The sequence below is a fragment of the Mycobacterium szulgai genome (assembly GCF_002116635.1).
GTDB lineage: Bacteria > Actinomycetota > Actinomycetes > Mycobacteriales > Mycobacteriaceae > Mycobacterium > Mycobacterium szulgai.
Map to the genome: position 1 here is coordinate 1 of NZ_LQPW01000109.1, position 18,882 is coordinate 18,882.

The 18,882-nt window shown below is 67.6% G+C and carries 14 protein-coding genes and 2 pseudogenes; 11 read left to right on the forward strand and 5 right to left on the reverse strand.

Annotated elements, in window-relative coordinates; genetic code table 11:
* The 3 genes from AWC27_RS15560 to AWC27_RS15570 all read right to left on the reverse strand — a co-directional run.
* Nucleotides 1-922, reverse strand: a 922-nt coding sequence (locus AWC27_RS15560) for a PE family protein (RefSeq protein ID WP_085671334.1), incomplete at its 3' end; no start/stop codon positions are given.
* 59 nt (nt 923-981) lie between these two features.
* On the reverse strand, nt 982-2,205 hold the full coding sequence (otsB, locus tag AWC27_RS15565) for a trehalose-phosphatase (protein WP_085671305.1): 1,224 nt from the start codon (nt 2,203-2,205) through the stop codon (nt 982-984).
* Nucleotides 2,206-2,242: 37 nt separating this feature from the next.
* The gene (locus tag AWC27_RS15570; protein ID WP_085671306.1) at nt 2,243-3,472 is read right to left on the reverse strand and encodes a wax ester/triacylglycerol synthase domain-containing protein; all 1,230 of its coding nucleotides are present in this window, start codon (nt 3,470-3,472) and stop codon (nt 2,243-2,245) included.
* A 151-nt stretch (nt 3,473-3,623) separates the two neighbouring features.
* Here AWC27_RS15570 and AWC27_RS15575 point away from each other — a divergent pair, with 151 nt between their 5' ends.
* The 5 genes and pseudogenes from AWC27_RS15575 to AWC27_RS31180 all read left to right on the forward strand — a co-directional run bounded on the left by AWC27_RS15575 (nt 3,624) and on the right by AWC27_RS31180 (nt 10,263).
* Complete coding sequence (locus AWC27_RS15575; RefSeq protein ID WP_085671307.1) at nt 3,624-6,920, forward strand: error-prone DNA polymerase; 3,297 nt, start codon at nt 3,624-3,626, stop codon at nt 6,918-6,920.
* 18 nt (nt 6,921-6,938) lie between these two features.
* Nucleotides 6,939-7,775, forward strand: a complete 837-nt coding sequence (locus AWC27_RS15580) for an oxidoreductase (protein ID WP_085671308.1) — start codon at nt 6,939-6,941, stop codon at nt 7,773-7,775.
* A gap of 37 nt (nt 7,776-7,812) precedes the next feature.
* Nucleotides 7,813-8,456, forward strand: a pseudogene (locus AWC27_RS15585) (nitroreductase family protein).
* A 5-nt stretch (nt 8,457-8,461) separates the two neighbouring features.
* A complete protein-coding gene (locus tag AWC27_RS15590) occupies nt 8,462-10,027 on the forward strand; it encodes an FAD-dependent monooxygenase (protein WP_085671309.1) in 1,566 nt (521 codons plus the stop codon).
* A gap of 59 nt (nt 10,028-10,086) precedes the next feature.
* A complete protein-coding gene (locus AWC27_RS31180; protein WP_169726804.1) occupies nt 10,087-10,263 on the forward strand; it encodes a hypothetical protein in 177 nt (58 codons plus the stop codon).
* 550 nt (nt 10,264-10,813) lie between these two features.
* Here the strand turns inward: AWC27_RS31180 and AWC27_RS15595 are convergent.
* The gene (locus AWC27_RS15595) at nt 10,814-11,278 is read right to left on the reverse strand and encodes a tRNA (cytidine(34)-2'-O)-methyltransferase (RefSeq protein WP_085671310.1); all 465 of its coding nucleotides are present in this window, start codon (nt 11,276-11,278) and stop codon (nt 10,814-10,816) included.
* A gap of 67 nt (nt 11,279-11,345) precedes the next feature.
* Here AWC27_RS15595 and AWC27_RS15600 point away from each other — a divergent pair, with 67 nt between their 5' ends.
* The 6 genes and pseudogenes from AWC27_RS15600 to AWC27_RS15625 all read left to right on the forward strand — a co-directional run bounded on the left by AWC27_RS15600 (nt 11,346) and on the right by AWC27_RS15625 (nt 16,545).
* Nucleotides 11,346-11,951: a class I SAM-dependent methyltransferase gene (locus AWC27_RS15600; RefSeq protein ID WP_085671311.1), complete on the forward strand. Its 606-nt coding sequence runs from the start codon at nt 11,346-11,348 to the stop codon at nt 11,949-11,951.
* A 194-nt stretch (nt 11,952-12,145) separates the two neighbouring features.
* Nucleotides 12,146-14,689, forward strand: a pseudogene (locus AWC27_RS15605) (sensor histidine kinase); the annotation flags it as partial.
* An 8-nt stretch (nt 14,690-14,697) separates the two neighbouring features.
* Entirely contained in the window at nt 14,698-15,081 is a 384-nt protein-coding gene (locus tag AWC27_RS15610; protein WP_085671312.1) for a serine protease inhibitor, read from the forward strand.
* Nucleotides 15,059-15,424 carry a DUF742 domain-containing protein gene (locus AWC27_RS15615; protein ID WP_085671336.1) on the forward strand — a complete coding sequence of 122 codons (366 nt, stop codon included), beginning with the start codon at nt 15,059-15,061 and terminating at the stop codon, nt 15,422-15,424. The genes AWC27_RS15610 and AWC27_RS15615 overlap by 23 nt, the downstream gene beginning before the upstream one ends.
* The gene (locus AWC27_RS15620) at nt 15,405-15,995 is read left to right on the forward strand and encodes a GTP-binding protein (protein ID WP_085671313.1); all 591 of its coding nucleotides are present in this window, start codon (nt 15,405-15,407) and stop codon (nt 15,993-15,995) included. Before AWC27_RS15615 ends, AWC27_RS15620 begins: the two co-directional genes overlap by 20 nt.
* A 4-nt stretch (nt 15,996-15,999) precedes the next feature.
* The gene (locus AWC27_RS15625) at nt 16,000-16,545 is read left to right on the forward strand and encodes a pentapeptide repeat-containing protein (RefSeq protein ID WP_085671314.1); all 546 of its coding nucleotides are present in this window, start codon (nt 16,000-16,002) and stop codon (nt 16,543-16,545) included.
* Between the two features lie 4 nt (nt 16,546-16,549).
* Here AWC27_RS15625 and AWC27_RS15630 read toward each other — a convergent pair whose 3' ends face one another.
* Complete coding sequence (locus AWC27_RS15630) at nt 16,550-18,847, reverse strand: ATP-binding cassette domain-containing protein (protein ID WP_085671315.1); 2,298 nt, start codon at nt 18,845-18,847, stop codon at nt 16,550-16,552.
* Nucleotides 18,848-18,882: the final 35 nt, after the last annotated feature.

Sequence of the window (18,882 nt, forward strand, 5' to 3'; positions counted from 1 at the left end):
CCCCGCCGCTCCCGCCCGTGCCAAATAGTCCGGCGTGGCCGCCGGTTCCGCCCCCGCCACCGACCGAACTGGTCAAACTGTTCAAGCCGGCACCGGCATTGCCGCCGTCTCCGCCGCCCCCGGCATTGCCCAACAGCCACCCGCCGTTGCCGCCGGCCCCGCCGGCCCCACCAGACCCGCCCGCAGTGGTGGCGTTACCTGCGGCGCCCGCTGCGCCGGCGCCGCCGCTACCACCGGAGCCCCACAACAAGGCGTTGCCACCGGCTCCACCGACACCACCGCCGCCGCCGACCGCAGTACCGGCCGCGCCGTTGCCGCCGGCGCCGCCGCTGCCGTAGAGCCATCCACCGGCACCGCCGGCGCCGCCGTTTCCGCCGGCACCGCCGGTGGCCACGCCGGTCCCGCCGCTACCCCCGGCACCGCCGTTGCCGATCAAGCCGGCCGAACCGCCGCTACCGCCGGCCAGCCCGGAGTTAGCCGGTTGGGAAAAGCCGTTGCCGCCATTGCCGTACAGCAGGCCACCGGCTCCGCCGTTCGGGGTCGCCGCGGTGCCGTCGGCGCCGTTGCCGATCAGCGGGCGACCCAGCAGCGTCTGGGTGGGCGCATTGATGGCGTCCAGCAGGCTCTGCAGAGGCGAGGCGGCGGCGGCTTCGGCCAGTGCGTAGGATCCGCCGGCGCCGGCCAGCGCGCTGGCGAACTGGTCGTGGAAGGCACTCGCCTGCGCGCTCAGCGTCTGATAGGCCTGCGCGTGCTGGCCGAACAGCGCCGAGATCGCCAGCGAAATCTCATCGGCGGCAGCGGACTGGATTTGCGCCGTGGACGCCGCCGCCGCCGCGTTCGCGGAGCTGATAATCGATCTGAGCTGAGCCAAGTCCGTTGCGGCGGCTGCCACTGACTCCGTGTTTGCAACTAAAAATGACATGGCTGTCTCCCGTCGACGGTGGGAGCCTAGCGCCGAACAGGCCGTGAAGTTTGTGTTTCCTATGACTCGTTCGCGATTTCGCGAGCAGTGGCGAGCTGACGCGCCAGCCGGTCGGTGAATTCGGCAACTTTCGTGGGGCTGTCCAGCGCAAACAGTGCGGCGGTGGCGCGATCTCCGTCGTCGGTGTGGCGCACCACGATCGGCACGCCGTCGTGTCGCACCGCGTCGAATGCATCCTCGTCGGTGATGTCGTCGCCGAGATAGATCGGCACCAGCGGGTCCGATCCCGTGTGGTGCAGGTGATCGATCACCCAGCGCAACGTTTTTCCCTTGTCCCAGTCGATATCTGGGCGCAATTCGATGACTTCGCGGCCCGTGGTCACCCGAAGTGCATCGCGCTGGCCGGCGGCGTGCACCGCCGCGGTAACCTCGCCGACGCGGTCGCGGGCCGCGTTTCGGTAATGCACGGCCACACCAAATCGCTTGTGTTCCACCACAACACCGGGGATCGAGCCGAGTTGCTCGCGCAGCTGGGCCGCGGCCTGCTCCAGTACCGGGATGGCCGCCGCCGCGGCGTCGTTCTCGTGGTGGGTGCCGTCGGGAGCGGTCAGCTCGAAACCGTGACTGCCGGCATACCAGATGCCGGGCAGGCCAACGCGGTCGGCGACATCGGCGAGGTCGCGGCCACTGAGCACCGCGACCGGACAGTTTGCGGCCAGCTTCTGCAGTGCTTCAGACGCGCCCGCGGCGGGCTTGGCCGCGCCTGGGTCGTTGACGATGTCTGACAGCGTGCCGTCGAAGTCGAAGAAGACCGCGGGCTGGCGCGCGGTCAGGCCGTCGGCCAGGCCGAGGGCCTGCAAGGCATCGGGAAGCTCCGACATGCGACGGTCGCCGGTGCGCACGCTGATCTCGTCCAGGTCGGCGACGACGGTGTCGGCGCCGTAGCGACGCAGCGCGTCGCGGTGTCCGGATCGGTCCAAGCCGATCACCAGCGCGAAGCCGGCCTCGCGTCCGGCCGTGACGCCGGTCGCGCCAGCCGTCACGACGGCGCAACGGCCGGGACGAACCGCCAGCCCGTCAGCCGCCGCGATCAGCGCGCCACAAGGATCGCCTTCTGACGAGCCGCCTTCTGACGGGCCGCTTTCCGACGGGCCGCTTTCCGACGAGAAAGTGCCGATGCCGACTCCGGCTTCGTGCAGTTGCCGAATCAGCGTGGCCGGTGATTCCAGGGCGGTGTCGAACAGCACCGCGTCGTGGCGGCGCGGATCGATGGTGACCGGCATTGACCCACCTTCTCACGGTGGTCAACGCCGGTAGGTTTCAGTGTCGCGCTCGCACCGGTGGGCTGGTCGCGCGCCGCCCGGCGCCGCCGGGCGACGTGCGCGAGGAACGCTTGCGGCGGTCCCTGCTGAACAACAGGACGGAATCCTGGCTCAACGCCTCCAGCCGCGCCATGCCCAGCTCGATACCGGCGGCCAGCTGCTCCATCTCGACTGCGGCGTCGTCGGCAGCGGTGATGCCGAACACCAGCTCGTCGCCGTAGCTGAGCACCGCGACTCCGGTGCTCAGCTGCAACGCGGTCGGCGGGATGGGCAGCAGCTGGTCGAGTCGTTGGCCCATGAGCCGTAACCGGTGGCGTGGGCCGGGCGCGTTGGTCGCCAGCGCGATAAGGCCTTGCTGCGGTATCCGCATCAGCGCTTGAATCGCCTTGGTGCACAGGACGAATGGGGTGTCCGGTCGCTGGTCACTGCGTCCGGGCCGGTGTAGCTGACTGGATACGGTGTGCAACCGGGCGACTGGGTCAGGGTGTTCGACGGGCAGATGCGGCAGCATTGCCGCGCTGGTGGGCAGTGAGTCGGCGCGCGGTTGCTGGCCACGGCGCAGCAGCACCGAGCGAAAGCCTTCGGTGACGGCTGCCAGCGCAACGTCGTTGGCGGTGACACCGAACTTGCGGCACACCGCGTCTACGGCGGCGCGGGGGACGCGCACCGTGCGGTACCGCCGCCTGGTGCTGGTCGGGGCCGGCGGCGACGTCCACGCCAAGGGCAGGGTGGCGACCTGCGCCGCCGCCTTCAAGACCGTGACGGGAGCCCGCCGCAGGGCATCGGCCCAGCTTCCCGGGTTGTGGGCAGACGAAACATGTTGCGCGGCAGCGTGGTTGGCGAACATGTCATGGTCGGCATCGTCGCAGAGCAGGGTAAGCAGTCGCGCGGCGGAGATGTCGTCGGCCATGTCGTGATTGATCTTCATCAAGATCGCCCACCGGTTGCCGGTGAGGCCCTCGATGATCCAGCACTCCCAGAGGGGATGGCCGGCATCGAGGGGACGCTCCAGCGCATGGGCGACGGCGCGGAAGAGTTCACCTTCGTCGCCGGGCTGGGGGAGCGCCCATCGCCGTACTTGCCGAGTGAGGTCGAGCGCATGATCACCGCAGCGAGGGATCGACTGAATCCGTTCTGCCAGAAGCGTTTTCAGCATATCGAAGTCGGGAGCGCCGCCGCTGACTATGGCGACCGCGCCGACCGCCGGGCCCGGCGTCAGTTGTGCCATGAGAAGTCCCCACCGTTGTTTTAGGAATTCGTACCAGTATCCATCTTGGCGGGGTACGGCGGTAGGTCTGCAAAGTTAAGAACGTGTTGTGTAGTTGAAGTTGTTTTTAACGGCGGCAGCGATTCGAACAAACTTTCGATAGACTGTCGGCATGGGCTGGGGCAACGGGCCGCCGAGCTGGGCGGAAATGGAACGGGTGCTGGACGGCAAGCCGCGTCATGCCGGTGCTCCGAGTCCGGCTGCCCCGGTTGACGACGCGCCGGTGTCGCACAAGCGCGGGACGTATCGGGCGCCGAACGGGGATCGGGCTCGCTCTTCGGTGGCATATGCCGAGCTGCACGCCCATTCGGCATACAGCTTTCTGGACGGGGCCAGCACGCCGGAGGAATTGGTCGAAGAGGCCGCCCGGCTGGATCTGCGCGCGCTGGCGCTGACCGATCACAACGGTCTGTACGGGGCGGTGCGGTTCGCCGAAGCGGCCGGCGAGCTCGACATGCGTACTGTATTCGGCGCTGAGCTGTCGCTGGGCGCCTCGTCGGTTTCGCTGGCCCGCACCGAGCAGCCGGATCCACCCGGTCCGCATCTGCTGGTGCTCGCACGCGGTCCGGAAGGTTACCGACGGTTGTCGCGACAACTGGCCGCGGCGCATCTGGCCGGCGGCGAGAAGGGGAAGCTGCGTTACGACTTCGACGCGCTGACCGAGGCGGCCGGCGGACACTGGCACATCCTGACCGGGTGCCGTAAAGGTCATGTGCGCCAAGCATTTTCCGAAGGCGGGCCCGAAGCGGCGCAACGGGCGCTGGCCGATCTGGTGGACCGGTTCGGCGTCGGGCGGGTCAGCATCGAGTTGACCCATCATGGACACCCGCTCGACGACGAGCACAACGCGGCGCTGGCCGCGCTGGCGCCACGCTTCGGGGTCGGCGTGGTCGCCACCACCGGAGCGCATTTCGCCCATCCGTCGCGGCGCCGGCTGGCCATGGCGATGGGCGCCGTCCGGGCCCGGCAGTCGCTGGATTCGGCGGCCGGGTGGCTGGCTCCGCTGGGTGGCTCGCACCTGCGCTCGGGTGCGGAGATGGCCCGGCTGTTCGCGCAGCGCCCCGAAGCGGTGACCGCCGCCGCCGAACTCGGCGAGCAGTGCGCATTCGGGCTGGCGCTCATCGCCCCGCAGTTGCCGCCGTTCGACGTACCCGAGGGCCATACCGAGGACAGCTGGCTGCGGTCGTTGGTCATGGCCGGCGCCGACGACCGCTACGGGCCGCCGGAGCGAGCCGCAAAAGCGTACGCTCAGATAGAGCATGAGCTGAAAGTCATTGCCCAGCTGACATTTCCAGGCTATTTCCTGGTGGTGCACGACATCACCAGGTTCTGCCGGGAGAACAACATTCTGTGCCAGGGCAGGGGATCGGCGGCCAACTCCGCGGTCTGTTATGCCCTCGGTGTCACCGCGGTGGATCCGATCGCCAACGAGCTGTTGTTCGAGCGCTTTCTATCGCCCGAGCGGGACGGGCCGCCCGACATCGACATCGACATCGAGTCGGATCAACGGGAAAAGGTCATCCAGTATGTCTACGACAAGTACGGCCGCGACTACGCCGCTCAGGTCGCCAACGTCATCACCTATCGGGGGCGCAGCGCGGTGCGCGACATGGCCCGCGCGCTTGGTTTCTCGCAGGGCCAGCAGGACGCGTGGAGCAAGCAGATCAGCCACTGGAACGGGCTGGCCGATTCACCCGATATCGAGGACATTCCCGAGCCGGTGATCGACTTGGCCACCCAGATCCGGAACCTGCCGCGGCACATGGGCATTCATTCCGGCGGCATGGTGATCTGCGACCGCCCGATCGCCGACGTCTGCCCGGTGGAGTGGGCGCGCATGGAGAATCGCAGCGTTTTGCAATGGGACAAAGACGACTGTGCGGCAATCGGTTTGGTGAAGTTCGATCTGCTGGGGCTGGGCATGCTTTCGGCGCTGCACTATGCGATCGACCTGGTGGCCGAGCACAAGGGCATCGAGGTGGACCTGGCCCGCCTCGACCTCTCCGAGCCCGCGGTGTACGAAATGCTGGCCCGCGCGGATTCCGTCGGCGTCTTCCAGGTGGAGTCGCGTGCGCAGATGGCCACCCTGCCGCGGCTGCGGCCGCGGGTGTTCTACGACCTGGTGGTGGAGGTCGCGCTGATCCGTCCCGGACCCATCCAGGGCGGATCGGTGCACCCGTATATCCGGCGGCGCAACGGCATCGACCCGGTCGTCTATGACCACCCATCGATGGAATCGGCATTGCGGAAGACGTTGGGAGTGCCGCTGTTTCAGGAACAGCTGATGCAGCTGGCGGTCGATTGCGCGGGCTTTTCCGCCGCCGAGGCCGATCAGCTGCGCCGCGCCATGGGGTCCAAGCGGTCCACCGAACGCATGCGACGGCTGCGTGGCCGGTTCTACGAGGGTATGCGCACCCTGCACGGCGCCGACGACGAGGTGATCGACCGGATCTACGAAAAGCTGGAGGCGTTCGCCAACTTCGGCTTCCCCGAAAGCCACGCGCTGTCCTTCGCGTCGCTGGTGTTCTACTCGTCGTGGTTCAAGCTGCATCACCCGGCGGCGTTCTGCGCGGCGCTGTTAAGGGCGCAGCCGATGGGTTTCTACTCGCCGCAGTCGCTGGTGGCCGATGCCCGCCGGCACGGGGTGCTTGTGCACGGCCCGGACGTCAACGCCAGCCTGGCGCACGCCACCCTGGAAAACGGCGGGACGCAGGTTCGTCTCGGCTTGGGTGCGGTCCGCTACATCGGCGACGACCTCGCCGAGCGGCTGGCCGACGAACGAAAAGCCAACGGGCCGTTCGTTTCTCTGCTGGACCTGACATCGCGGCTGCAGCTGAACGTGCCGCAGACCGAAGCGCTGGCGACGGCCGGGGCGCTGGGGTGCTTCGGCATGTCCCGGCGCGAGGCGCTCTGGGCGGCCGGGGCCGCGGCCACCCAGCGGCCGGACCGGCTCCCCGGAGTGGGTTCCAGCTCGCACATCCCGGAGTTGCCCGGGATGAGTGAGCTGGAGCTGGCCGCTGCCGACGTATGGGCCACCGGCGTCTCTCCGGACAGTTACCCCACCCAGTTCCTGCGGGCCGACCTGGATGCGATGGGCGTCGTCCCCGCCGGCGCGCTGGGATCGGTGCCCGACGGCGATCGGGTGCTGATCGCTGGTGCGGTGACCCATCGGCAGCGGCCCGGGACCGCGCAGGGAGTGACGTTCATAAACCTCGAAGACGAGACCGGCATGGTCAACGTGCTCTGCACGCCGGGGCTGTGGGCGCGGCACCGCAAGCTGGCGAATGCGGCCCCGGCGCTGCTGATCCGCGGTCAGGTCCAAAACGCCAGCGGCGCGATCACCGTCGTGGCCGAGCGGATGGGCCGCATCAGCCTGGCCGTCGGCTCCAAGTCGCGCGATTTCCGCTGAGGACGCAAAGTGGGAGACATGTCTCGAAAAGTTTGGTTTCTCACCGGAGCTTCTCGTGGATTCGGACTCGAGATCGCGCGCAAGATCCTGAGTCAGGGGGATCAAGTCGTAGCGACGGCGCGCCGCGCCGACGAGATCCCCGCCCGGCTACCCAACGCGGGCGACGCACTGCTTGCCGTCGACCTCGATGTAACCAACGCTGATCAGGTGGACCAAGCGGTGCAGTCCGCCGTTGACGCATTCGGCCGCATCGACGTCCTTGTCAACAACGCCGGGCGTGGCCTGCTCGGGGCGGTCGAGGAGGCTTCCGACGCAGCGATTCGAGCCGTATACGACGTCAACGTGTTTGGCGCACTTGCTGTCCTACGGGCTGCGCTCCCGGTGTTGCGTCGGCAGCGATCCGGTCATGTCATCAACATCAGCTCGGTGGGTGGACTGCTCGGCTCGCCGGGGTGGGGCATCTACAACTCGACGAAGTTCGCCTTGGAAGGGTTCAGTGAGGCGCTGGCCAAAGAACTCAAGCCGTTGGGGATCTGGGTCACCATTGTCGAGCCGGGCTATTTCCGCACCGATTTCCTCGATGCCTCCAGTCTCGGGACAGAACACACCATCATCGATGACTACGAATCCACCGCTGGGGCGATGCGAGCCCACGCCGTGGATGTCAACCACACCCAGCCCGGCGACCCGATCAAGGCGGCCGCGGCAATCGTCGGCATTGCGGCAGCCGCCGAGCCGCCGGTGCACCTGCTGCTGGGCAGCGACTGCGTCGCCGCGGTGGAAGCCAAGATCGGTGAACTGCAAGCCGACATCGACGCATGGCGCAACGTCTCCATATCGACCGACCACGACTAGGCCCAATTGCAACCGGCCAAGTCGCTAGTCTCCACCCATGACCCTCAACCTGTCCGTCGACGAAGTCCTGAGTACCACCCGCTCGGTCCGTAAACGCCTCGCCTCGACAAGCCGGTGCCCCGCGACGTGCTGATGGAGTGCCTCGATCTGGCGCTGCAAGCGCCCACCGGCTCCAATTCCCAAGGGTGGCAATGGGTTTTCGTCGAGGACCCCGCGAAAAAGCAGGCGATCGCCGATGTGTACCTGGCCAATGCCCGGGGTTATCTCAGCTCACCGCCAACTGAATACGAAGAAGGTGACACCCGCAGGGAGCGGATGGGGCGAGTACGCGACTCGGCGACCTACCTCGCCGAGCACATGCACGAAGCCCCGGTGCTGATGCTGCCCTGCATCCAAGGCCGCGAAGACCAGTCGCCGCTGGGCCCCGTGTCGTTCTGGGCATCGCTGTTTCCGGCCGTCTGGAGCTTCTGCCTGGCGTTGCGTTCCCGAGGGCTCGGTTCGTGCTGGACGACGCTGCATCTGCTCGGCGACGGCGAGCAGCAGGTGGCCGAGGTGCTCGGCATTCCCTACGCCGAGTACAGCCAGGGCGGACTGTTCCCCATCGCCTACACCAAGGGCACCGACTTCCGGCCGGCCAAGCGGCTGCCCGCCGCCAGCCTCACTCACTGGAACAGCTGGTAGCAACGGTGGTCCAGGTCGTCATCACCGGAGCTGGACCGAATGGGCTGATGCTGGCGTGCGAACTGGGGCTGGCGGGCATCACCCCGGTGGTGCTGGACGCCGGCCCCGGCCCCAGTCAGGAAAGACGTGCCGAAGGCGTTGTCGGACAAGGGGTTCGGATCTTCGACCATCGCGGTCTGTACGAAACGCTGGCACGCACGACCCAACCCCCGCAACCCGCTGCCGGTGCACTGTTCGCCGGCTTCCCGTTGAATTTCACCGGGGTGCCGGATCCCCAGCTGTTCACTTTGCTGGTCCCGCAGCCCAAACTCGCCGCGGTGTTGCTGGCGCGGGCACACGAATACCACGCCGATATCCGCTGGGGTCATGCGCTGACGGACTTCGACCAGGGCACGGACGGCGTCACGGTACGAGTCGCCGGTCCCGACGGCCCATACGAACTGACCGCGGACTATCTGGTAGGTGCCGACGGCGGCGCCAGCCTGACCCGCAAGCTGGCCGGCATCGACTTTCCCGGGATGTCGTCGCACGACGTGACCGATCGGGTGGCCTTCGGCGTGTTGCCGCCGCCGGAGTGGGTCGATCCGGTCAGCGGGGCTCTGCACGTACCGGGGCTGGGCGCCGTCGCGCCGCGGCGGTTCTTCTACACCGACCGGGGCATCTTCGGCTGGGGTCAGCTGGCGGACCGGCCCGGCGTGTTCACCATCGAATTGGACAGCCTGCCCCGCGCAGACGCCGGCCCAGACGACAACGCCGAACCGATGAACCTGGCCGAACAGCAGGCGAGCATCAAGCGGGTGCTCGGCGCTGAGGTGCCCCTTCAGATCGAATCGCCCGACCGGCCACCCGATCTGCGCCGCATCTGTGGGGTCAACTCCAGGCTGGCGTCGCGCTATCGCAGCGGCCGGGTGCTGCTGGTCGGCGACGCCGCGCACGTGCAATCCCCGCTGGGTGGGCCGGGAATGAATCTCAGCTTGCAGGATGCGGTGAACCTGGGCTGGAAATTGGCGGCCGTGCTGGCCGGCCGAGTCGGGCCGGACCTGCTCGACACCTATGAGACCGAGCGCCGGCCCGCCGCCGAGCGGGTGATCATGCACAGTCGCGCCCAGCTGGCTCTGCTGCGGCCCGGGCCCGAGGTCGCAGCCCTACGAGAGCTCTTCGCCGAACTGCTGGCACAGCCCGGCGCCGTCGGCCACTTCGGTGACCTGCTTTCCGGCGCCGACGTCTGCTATGCGGCGGGCTCCGACGAGCATCCGCTCGTCGGGCGCTGGGTGCCCGATTTCGCGGTGGCAACCGGCACCGGAACCAGTCGCGTCGCGCAGCTTGCTCGCGATGGAAAGCCATTGCTCATCGACCTCACCGACGGCGGCGGGCTGGCGACGGCAGCGGCCGCGGCCGCGGGTCGCGTCACCATCGCCCACGGACGCCCGATCGGTTCGGTGTCGGCTACGGCAATGCTGGTACGGCCGGACGGTTACGTCGCGTGGGCGTCCTCAGAGCCGGAGCCCGATGCCGGTGAGCTGCGTCGCGTGCTCGCCCGTTGGTTCGGCATTGCCGTAAGCGAGCACTGATTGGGGGAGCCGCGGCCCCCCATTTGTAGGACCGAGATTTCCCCACCCAGGCCCCTCAAGTGACCGGCTGTGTTCGCCCGTTCCGTTCGGCAACATCGGAATCGCCAAATGTTGCGGGCCAAAGCACGGCGCCCACCACCCATGAGGAGATTCCGGTGAACCACGAGATCCTGTTCCAAGAGGCCGAGACCACCTACAGCAAGACGGTTTTTCAGGCTGACGACCTCGCGGCCTAAGGCCTAGATCGCCCCAACCACACGCGCCGCCGCTACCGCGGGCCGCGTCACCATCGCCCACACGCCCCACTATCGAAGGAGATTCCCATGAACCACGAGGTCCTGTTCCAAGAGGTCGAGACCGTGTACACCTGGCCCGCGTTCGGAACCGGCGACATCGCCGCTTAGGAAGGCCGCTTACGGCCGCTTAGTAACGCCGCGTCGGAAGGCGGGCTCCTTGTCCGCCGATCGTAGGACCCGAAAATCCGCTGGCAGTTCCCCCGATTGGTGGGCTGTGCTTACGGCACAGGGTCGGGCAGGGTCATCTGCGCCACGTTCAGGCGCAGTGCGCCTCTGATCGATGAGGAGATTCACATGAACCACGAGGTCCTGTTCCAAGAGGTCGAGACCGTGTACACCTGGCCCGCGTTCGGAACCGGTGACATCGCGGCGTAATCGCTGCGTGTCTACCACTACGGAGATTCCGGTGAACCACGAGATCCTGTTCGAAGAGATCGAAGCCGTTTACAGCTGGCCCGGTTTCGGCATCGACAACCTGCCGTCCTAAGGATTAAACCGCCCCGGAGTAGCCATGCTGCCGCCACGCCTCATACACGGCGACGGCGGCGGCATTGGCCAAGTTCAATGAGCGCCGGCCCGCCAGCATCGGGATACGCAGCTGCGCGGTGATGTGTTCATCGGCCAGGGTCGCCGCGTCCAGCCCGGTGGGTTCGGGCCCGAACATCAGCACGTCGTCGGCCCGGTAACCGACGTCGGAAAACGACGCAGACGCCTGCGCGGTGAACGCGAACACCCGCGCAGGCATCAGCGCGTCCCAGGCCCGTGCCAAAGATGCATGCACGCTCACCGACGCCAGGTCGTGATAGTCCAGCCCGGCCCGGCGCAGCTTGGGTTCGGACAAGTCGAAGCCCAGCGGCTCGACCAGATGCAACTCACAACCCGTCGCCGCCGCGGTCCGAATGGCATTGCCCGTGTTGGGCGCTATGCGCGGCGAATAGAACAGCAGCCGGAACACAACTCGTCATCCTCCCTGTCCGGGCGGGCGGCCCGCTGGACAACTCTGCTCTTGCGAGAATGGTCATATGGTCGAGCAGAGCATCTGGATGCAGAAGGTCGCGGCCGATCCCGGACATTCGCACTGGTATATCGAACGCTTCCGGTCCATGGCGCGCGCCGGTGACGATCTGGCAGGCGAGGCTCGCCTCGTCGACGCGATGGCACCCCGTGCCGCCCGCATTCTGGATGCCGGCTGCGGCCCGGGCCGCCTCGGCGGGTATCTGGCCGCGGCCGGCCATCACGTGGTGGGTGTCGACGTCGATCCGGCGCTCATCGAGGCGGCCGAGCACGACCACCCCGGCCCGCGCTGGCTGGTCGGCGACCTGGCCGAACTCGACCTACCGGCGCGCGGCATCACCGAGCCGTTCGACGTCATCGTGTCGGCCGGAAACGTCATGACATTCCTTGCGCCGAGTACCCGCGGGCAAGTGCTGGGCAGGCTGCGCGCCCACCTCGCTGGTGACGGCCGTGCGGTGATCGGCTTCGGTGCTGGTCGTGGCTACGATTTCGGCCAGTTTCTCGGCGACGCCGCGGCTGCTGGCTTGGCGCCGGATCTGCTGCTGTCGACGTGGGACGTGCGGCCGTTCACCGATGACTCCGACTTTCTGGTCGCGGTCCTGCGGCCGGCCTAGTTTCGCCCAGCCCCGTTGCGGCGGATGTTATCTGCTCAGTAACAATTGTGGTGACCGTGGTCTCGCGCACTGAACTGACTGTCATACTCGTCGGATTGCCAGGCGGTTATGTACGCGCCCATGGGTTGGCGGAATAAAGCAGGAAGTTTCATGAGCCTCTCGTTTGCCGGAGCGCTGCATAAGGTTGCGGCCTCGTGACCATGTTCGCCCGCCCGCCCGCGGCCGTCGCGGCGGAAAAGCCGCAGAAGCGCCCACCCGCCTGGTCGGTGCGCAACTGGCCGGTCCGCTGGAAGGTCTTCGCGATCGCGTTGGTGCCGCTGATCCTGGCCACCGCCTTCGGTGCCTTGCGCGTTGACGCCGCGTGGGCCCGTTCCGGTGAGCTGCGGCTGGTCGCGGCCCGCGCCAACGTGATCCCGGCGATCACCAAATACATGTCGGCGCTGGACGTCGCGTTGCTGGCCGGCTCCACCGGACGCGACGTCGAGGGGGCGAAGAAGAACTTCGTAGCCCGCAGATACGAGTTGCAGACGCGACTGGCCGACACCGACGTGGTCCCCGATGTCCGGTCCGGGGTCAACACGCTGCTCAACGGCGGGCAGGGGCTGCTGGATAAGGTGCTGGACAACAGCATCGGGCTGCGTGACCGGATCACCACCTACGCACCGCTGTTGCTGACGGCCGAGGACGCGATCAACGCGTCGGTACACGTCGACAATGAGCAGATCCGGGCCCAGGTGCAGGGCCTGAGCCGGGCCGTCGGGGCCCGCGGGCAGATGACGCTGCAGGAGATCCTGGTGACCCGCGGCGCCGACCTGCCCGAACCACAACTGCGCACCTCGATGATCACCTTGGCCGGCACCGAACCGTCGACGCTGTTCGGGATGAGTGAGGTGCTCGGCGTGGGCTCGCCGGATGCCCGGAACCTGCAGCAGCAGATGGTTGCCCGGATGGCGATCATGTCCGACCCGGCCAGCAACCTGGTCGACAATCCCGAGCTGCTGCGTTCGATCCAGGTGACCCAGGGCATCGCCGAACAGGTGATCAACGACAGCACCGGGTCGGTGACGAAGTCGGTGCAGGCCCAGGCCACCGCGCGGCGCGACGCCGCCATCCGCGACGCCGTGCTGGTGCTGGCCGCCATCGCGATTGCGCTGGTCGTGGTGCTGTTGATGGCCCGCGCGTTGATCGCGCCGCTGCGAGCGCTGCGCGACGGCGCGCTCAAGGTCGCCCACATCGACCTCGACGGCGAGATCGCCCGGGTGCGGGCCGGCGAAGAGCCGATCCCCGAGCCGCTGCCGGTATACACCACCGAGGAGATCGGCCAGGTTGCCCACGCAGTCGACGAACTGCACACCCAAGCTCTGCTGCTGGCCGGCGACGAGGCGCGCTTGCGTTTGCTGCTCAATGACATGTTCGAAACCATGTCGCGCCGCAGCCGGTCGCTGGTGGACCAGCAGCTCAAACTCATCGATGCACTGGAGCGCAACGAGGAGGATCCCGAGCGGCTCGACAGCCTGTTCCGGCTGGATCACCTGGCCGCCCGGTTGCGCCGCAACAGTGCGAATCTGCTGGTACTGGCCGGTGCTCAGATCACTCGCGACAATCGGGAGCCGGTGCCATTGTCGACGGTGATCAGCGCCGCGGTATCCGGCGTCGAAGACTATCGCCGGGTCGAAACCGGCGGGGTGCCCGACTGCACGGTGATCGGCTCGGCGGCCGGCGGCGTCATCCATTTGCTGGCCGAGTTGATCGACAACGCGCTGAGCTACTCACCGCCCAACACCTCGGTTCGGGTTTCGGCCGTGCGCGGCAGCGAGGGCGGGGTGCTGCTGCGTGTCGCCGACGCCGGACTGGGGATGACCGACTCGGATCGGCGAATGGCCAACATGCGGCTGCAGGCCGGCGGCGAGGTGACCCCCGACAACGCCCGGCACATGGGTCTATTCGTGGTCGGCCGGCTGGCGAGCCGGCACGGCATCCGGGTGGGGCTGCGCGGCCCGGCCTCCGGCGAATCGGGCACCGGCACCACCGCCGAGGTTTACCTGCCGCTGTCCGTGCTGGTCGAGGGCGCCGCACCCAAGCCGCGAGGCGGGGTGTTCATGGTTTCGCCGCCGCGAACCCAGCCCGCCCAGCCCGCCGAAACACCCGCTCGAGCTGCCAACCAGAATGGTGCCGAAGCGCCGCCGGTGACCCTGTTGCCGCGGCGCAGCCCGGGGTCCACTGGAATCGCAGCAGTGCCGGACCAGCCGGCGAAGCCACAGCCCGAGCAGCCAGAGACACAGCGCAAAGCCAAGCGAGAACTCAAGACGCCGTGGTGGGAGACACAGCAGCCGCAGCACCCCGCGGCAACGCCGGTTTCGCAGGCGGCTTCGAAGCCGAAAGAGGCCTCGAATACCTCTGCGTTCTTCGCGCGCCGCCCGTCGGCGCCCATCCAGGCCGAGCCCAGGCAACCACCGCCAGAGCCGAAGCCAAAGCCAAAGCCGAAGCCCGAGCCACAGCCGAAGCCGGCCGCGAAGTCGTCGGATCCGGCCGATGACGACGTGATTTACCAGCGCATGCTCTCGGAGATGATGGGCGACCCGCACGACCTGGCGCAAAGCGCCGATCTGGACTGGAAGTCGGTGTGGGACCGCGGCTGGTCGGCTGCCGCCCAGGCCGAGGAGAAGCCCGTCGAAACCCACACCGATCATGGCCTGCCGGTGCGCACACCCGGAGCTCGGCTGATCCCAGGAACGGCGGATCAGCAATGAGTTCGAACAGCCCGCTGGACTGGCTGGTGTCCAAGTTCGCCCGCGAGGTGCCCGGCGTGGCCCATGCCCTGCTGGTGTCGGTCGACGGGCTGCCCGTGGCGGCCAGCGAGTACCTGCCGCGTGAGCGCGCCGACCAGTTGGCCGCGGTGGCCTCCGGGTTGGCCAGTCTGGCCTCCGGCGCGGCCCAGCTGTTCGAGGGCGGGCCGGTGCTGCAGTCGGTGGTGGAGATGCAGAACGGGTTTCTGCTGCTGATGCGGGTCGGTGACGGCTCGAATCTGGCGACGCTGGCCGTCAACGGATGCGACATCGGCCAGATCGGCTACGAGATGGCCCAGTTGGCGGAACGGGTGGGCGGCGTTGTCCAGTCTTCCCGGCGGTAGTGACGAGCAGGCGAATCTGGTCCGCCCGTATACGCTGACGGCGGGACGGACCGACACCGATGTCGACCTTCCGCTGGAAGCGCCGGTGCAGACGGTGCATACGGAGCCCGAATGGCCGACCAATGACGTGCGCGGCAGGATCATCGAGCAGTGCGCCGACAGCCCCTCGGTGGCCGAAATCTCGGCTCGGCTGGATTTGCCGGTGGGTGTCGCGCGCGTCTTGGTCGGCGATCTGGTCAACTCCGGTTACCTTCGGGTGCACAGGACCTTGACCGACCGTTCCAGCCGCGACGAGCGCCGCGAACTCATAGGAAGGACCCTGCGTGGCCTTAAGGCCCTATGAGGCAGATAAACACGACACCGCGGCTCACGCGTCGACGAAGATCGTCATCGCGGGCGGGTTCGGTGCCGGCAAGACCACCTTCGTCGGCGCGGTCTCGGAAATCATGCCGCTGCGCACCGAAGCGATGGTCACCGATGCCTCGGCCGGCGTGGACATGCTCGAGGCCACCCCGGACAAGCGGACCACCACGGTCGCGATGGACTTCGGCCGCATCACCCTGGCCGATGACCTGGTGCTCTATCTGTTCGGCACGCCGGGCCAGCGCCGGTTCTGGTTCATGTGGGACGACTTGGTGCGCGGCGCCATCGGCGCGATCGTCCTGGTCGACTGCCGCCGTCTGGAGGACAGCTTCGCCGCGGTCGACTTTTTCGAACACCGCAACCTGCCGTTCCTCATCGCGGTCAACGAATTCGACGGCGCCCCAAGGTATCCCATTGACGAGGTGCGCACGGCGCTGACACTGCCCGCGCACATTCCGGTGATCAGTGTGGATGCTCGCGATCGCAAGTCGGCCACCGATGCGCTGATCGCGGTGAGCGAATACGCCCTCGCCGGCCTGAGCCCCAACTGACCGCGTGCAGTGGGCTGACTGCGAGTTCACCGGCCGGGAGTTCGTCGACGACGACCTGAGCCGCTTGCACACCGAACGAGTGGTGTTCACCGAATGCGATTTCAGCGGCGCCAACCTCAGCGAATCGCAGCATCGCGGCTCGGCGTTCAGAAACTGCACCTTTCAGCGAACAACCTTGTGGCACAGTAGTTTTGCGCAATGCAGCATGCTGGGCTCGGTGTTTTCGCAGTGCCGGCTGCGGCCGGTGACCTTCGAGGAGGTGGATTTCACGCTGGCCGTGCTCGGCGGCAACGACCTGCGCGGTGCCGACTTGAGCGGCTGCCGGCTGCGCGAGACCAGCCTGGTCGAGGCCGACCTGCGCAAGTGCGTCCTCAACGGCGCAGACCTGCGCGGCGCCCGGACCACCGCCACCAAGCTGGACGACGCCGACCTGCGGGGCGCGATGATCGACGCCTCGTTGTGGAAGACCGCGTCTCTGACCGGAGCGCGCATTGACGTCCCGCAAGCATTGGCGTACGCCGTGGCCCACGGGCTGCGCCTGGACGCGTGAACCCTCAGCGCCGCAGCCGAATACGCCACAGCACGAAGCCCGCGTACACGCCGGAGAGCACCAGCAGCATTCCCATGTCGAGCAGCCACGCGCCCGCGTTGTGGTCCCAGTGGCTGTCCTTCGGGCTGAACGGGCTCGGTTCCACCGTGTTCAAATCCACCGTCGCAGCCGAGGCGGCAAAACCCCAGCGCGCCGGGGTCAGCCAGGACAGCTGATCGAGCACCGCGCGGTCGGTCACCGGGATCAATCCGCTGGACAGCACCAGCTGCACCATGATCGCCACCACCAGCAGCGGCAGGATCTGCTCGGTCGTGCGGGCCACCGCTGCCAGGCCCAGCCCCAGCATCGCCGAGGCGATGCAGGTGAGGGCGACGGCGACGAACAACTCGAGCACCGGACTGCCGAGCAGCACCGCCCCGTGCTTCGGCGCGCCTTTGCCGAGCAGGACGATGACGGTTTCGATCGCGGCCTGCACCGTCGCGAATATGCAGAACACCGCGACTTTGGCCAGCAAATACGCCCGGGTGGACACCCCGAAGGCCTGCTCGCGGTGGAAGATGGCGCGCTCGCCGACCAGGTCGCGGATGGTCAGCGCGTTGCCCATGAAGACGGCGCCGACAATCAGCAACACCAAGATCTGCGCCGGTTCGGCGGGCGTCTTGCCGTTGGGATCGGCCAGACCGAACCCGGTGGTCCCCGGGACGGTCAGTGCAAGCGCCCCCAGAATGAACGGCAACACTGCCAGGAACGCGGTGTACCAGCGATCGGAAACCACCAGCCGCACCTGTCGGCGTGCGAGTGTGAAGAACTGACGCGACACGTCGATGCGTATCGGATCGCCGAGGTCGGTCGGTTGCGCCTCGCGCGGCAGCTTGGGCTCGGAGCGCTGCTGGGCCAGATAGCGCCGCTTGGCCTCGTCGGGATCGGCGCCCACCTCGATGAAAATGCGGGCCCAGTTGGTCGTTCTCATGACCGAGCCGATCCGGTCGGGCGGTCCGCAGAATGCCACCTTGCCGCCCGGCGCCATCAGCAGCAACTGGTCGCAGAGGTCGAGATAGGACACCGAGTGCGTCACCACCAGCACAGTGCGCCCGGCATCGGCCAGCCTGCGTAGCATCACCATGACCTGCGAATCCAGCGCCGGATCCAGACCGGTGGTCGGCTCGTCCAGGATCAGCAGTGACGGTCCGGTGAGCAGTTCCAGGGCCACCGATGCGCGTTTGCGCTGGCCGCCGGACAGCTTGTCCACCCGGGTGTCGGCGTGGTCGGTCAGATCGAGCTCGTGGAGCACCCGCGCCACCACCTGCGACCGGTCGGCCGCGCTGGTGTCGGGTGGCAGCCGCAGTTCGGCGGCGTAGCCGAGCGCTTGGTTGACGGTCAGCTGGCGGTGTACGACGTCGTCCTGGGGGACCATGCCGATTCTGCTGCGCAACGTCGGGTACTCGGCGTGGATGTCATGCCCCTCGAAGCTCACCGCGCCGGCACTGGGGCAGGTGTAGCCGGCGATCAGCCTGGCCAGTGTGGTCTTGCCGGCGCCCGACCCGCCGATAATGGCCGTCAGGGTGCCCGGCCGTGCGGTCAGCGAGACGTTGTCGAGCAGCTCCTTGCCGTCGACGTTGAAATTCACACCGCTGACCTGCAGGCCGCCGGCACGCGCCGCGGTGTCGGTGTGGTCGATCAGCCGGCCCTGGCTGAACATCAGGTCGACATTGCCGATGGTGACGACGTCGCCCTCGCTGAGTACCGCTGATCCGACCCGGATCCCGTTCACATACGTGCCGTTGATGCTGCGCGCATCCCGGATTTCGGTGCCGATGGATGTCTGCACCAGGCAGGCGTGGTGTCGGGACGCCAGCACGTCGGCCACGACGATGTCGTTGTCGGCGGCGCGACCGATCCTCGTCGAGCCGGCTTGCCGGTCGGTTGCCGACGGCAGCGTCACCGTCGGCAGGGCGGGTAGGGGAGTTGTGCGCACGCGTTGGTCCGGCCAACCGGGTGGTCCGACCTCGAACGTCAGGCATGGCCCGTCGGGATCGCCGATGTTGAGCCGTTGGCCGTCGCGGATATCGATCGTCCGGACGTGACGCTTGTTGAGATACGTGCCGTTGCGGGAGCGGTTGTCGATCGCCAACCACCGGCCGCGATCGAAACGCAGTAACAAGTGCGCCCGCGAGATCAGCGGATGCGCTATCGGTATGTCAGCGTGCAAGCTGCTGCCGACCACTATGTCGTGACCCGCTGAGAAGCTGCGCTCGGACCCATTGCCCCGTACGGTGAGCATTGGTGGCGCCACCGTGTTCATGCCGACTAGCTGTAGCCGCTGATCACGGCTTCCAA

Coding starts and splice junctions, on each gene's coding strand:
- AWC27_RS15580 (WP_085671308.1), top strand. CDS start 6,939: ATGTCTCGAAAAGTTTGGTTTCTCACCGGAGCTTCTCGTGGATTCGGA.
- AWC27_RS15630 (WP_085671315.1), bottom strand. CDS start 18,847: ATGAACACGGTGGCGCCACCAATGCTCACCGTACGGGGCAATGGGTCC.
- otsB (WP_085671305.1), bottom strand. CDS start 2,205: ATGCCGGTCACCATCGATCCGCGCCGCCACGACGCGGTGCTGTTCGAC.
- AWC27_RS15600 (WP_085671311.1), top strand. CDS start 11,346: ATGGTCGAGCAGAGCATCTGGATGCAGAAGGTCGCGGCCGATCCCGGA.
- AWC27_RS15610 (WP_085671312.1), top strand. CDS start 14,698: ATGAGTTCGAACAGCCCGCTGGACTGGCTGGTGTCCAAGTTCGCCCGC.
- AWC27_RS15575 (WP_085671307.1), top strand. CDS start 3,624: ATGGGCTGGGGCAACGGGCCGCCGAGCTGGGCGGAAATGGAACGGGTG.
- AWC27_RS15570 (WP_085671306.1), bottom strand. CDS start 3,472: ATGGCACAACTGACGCCGGGCCCGGCGGTCGGCGCGGTCGCCATAGTC.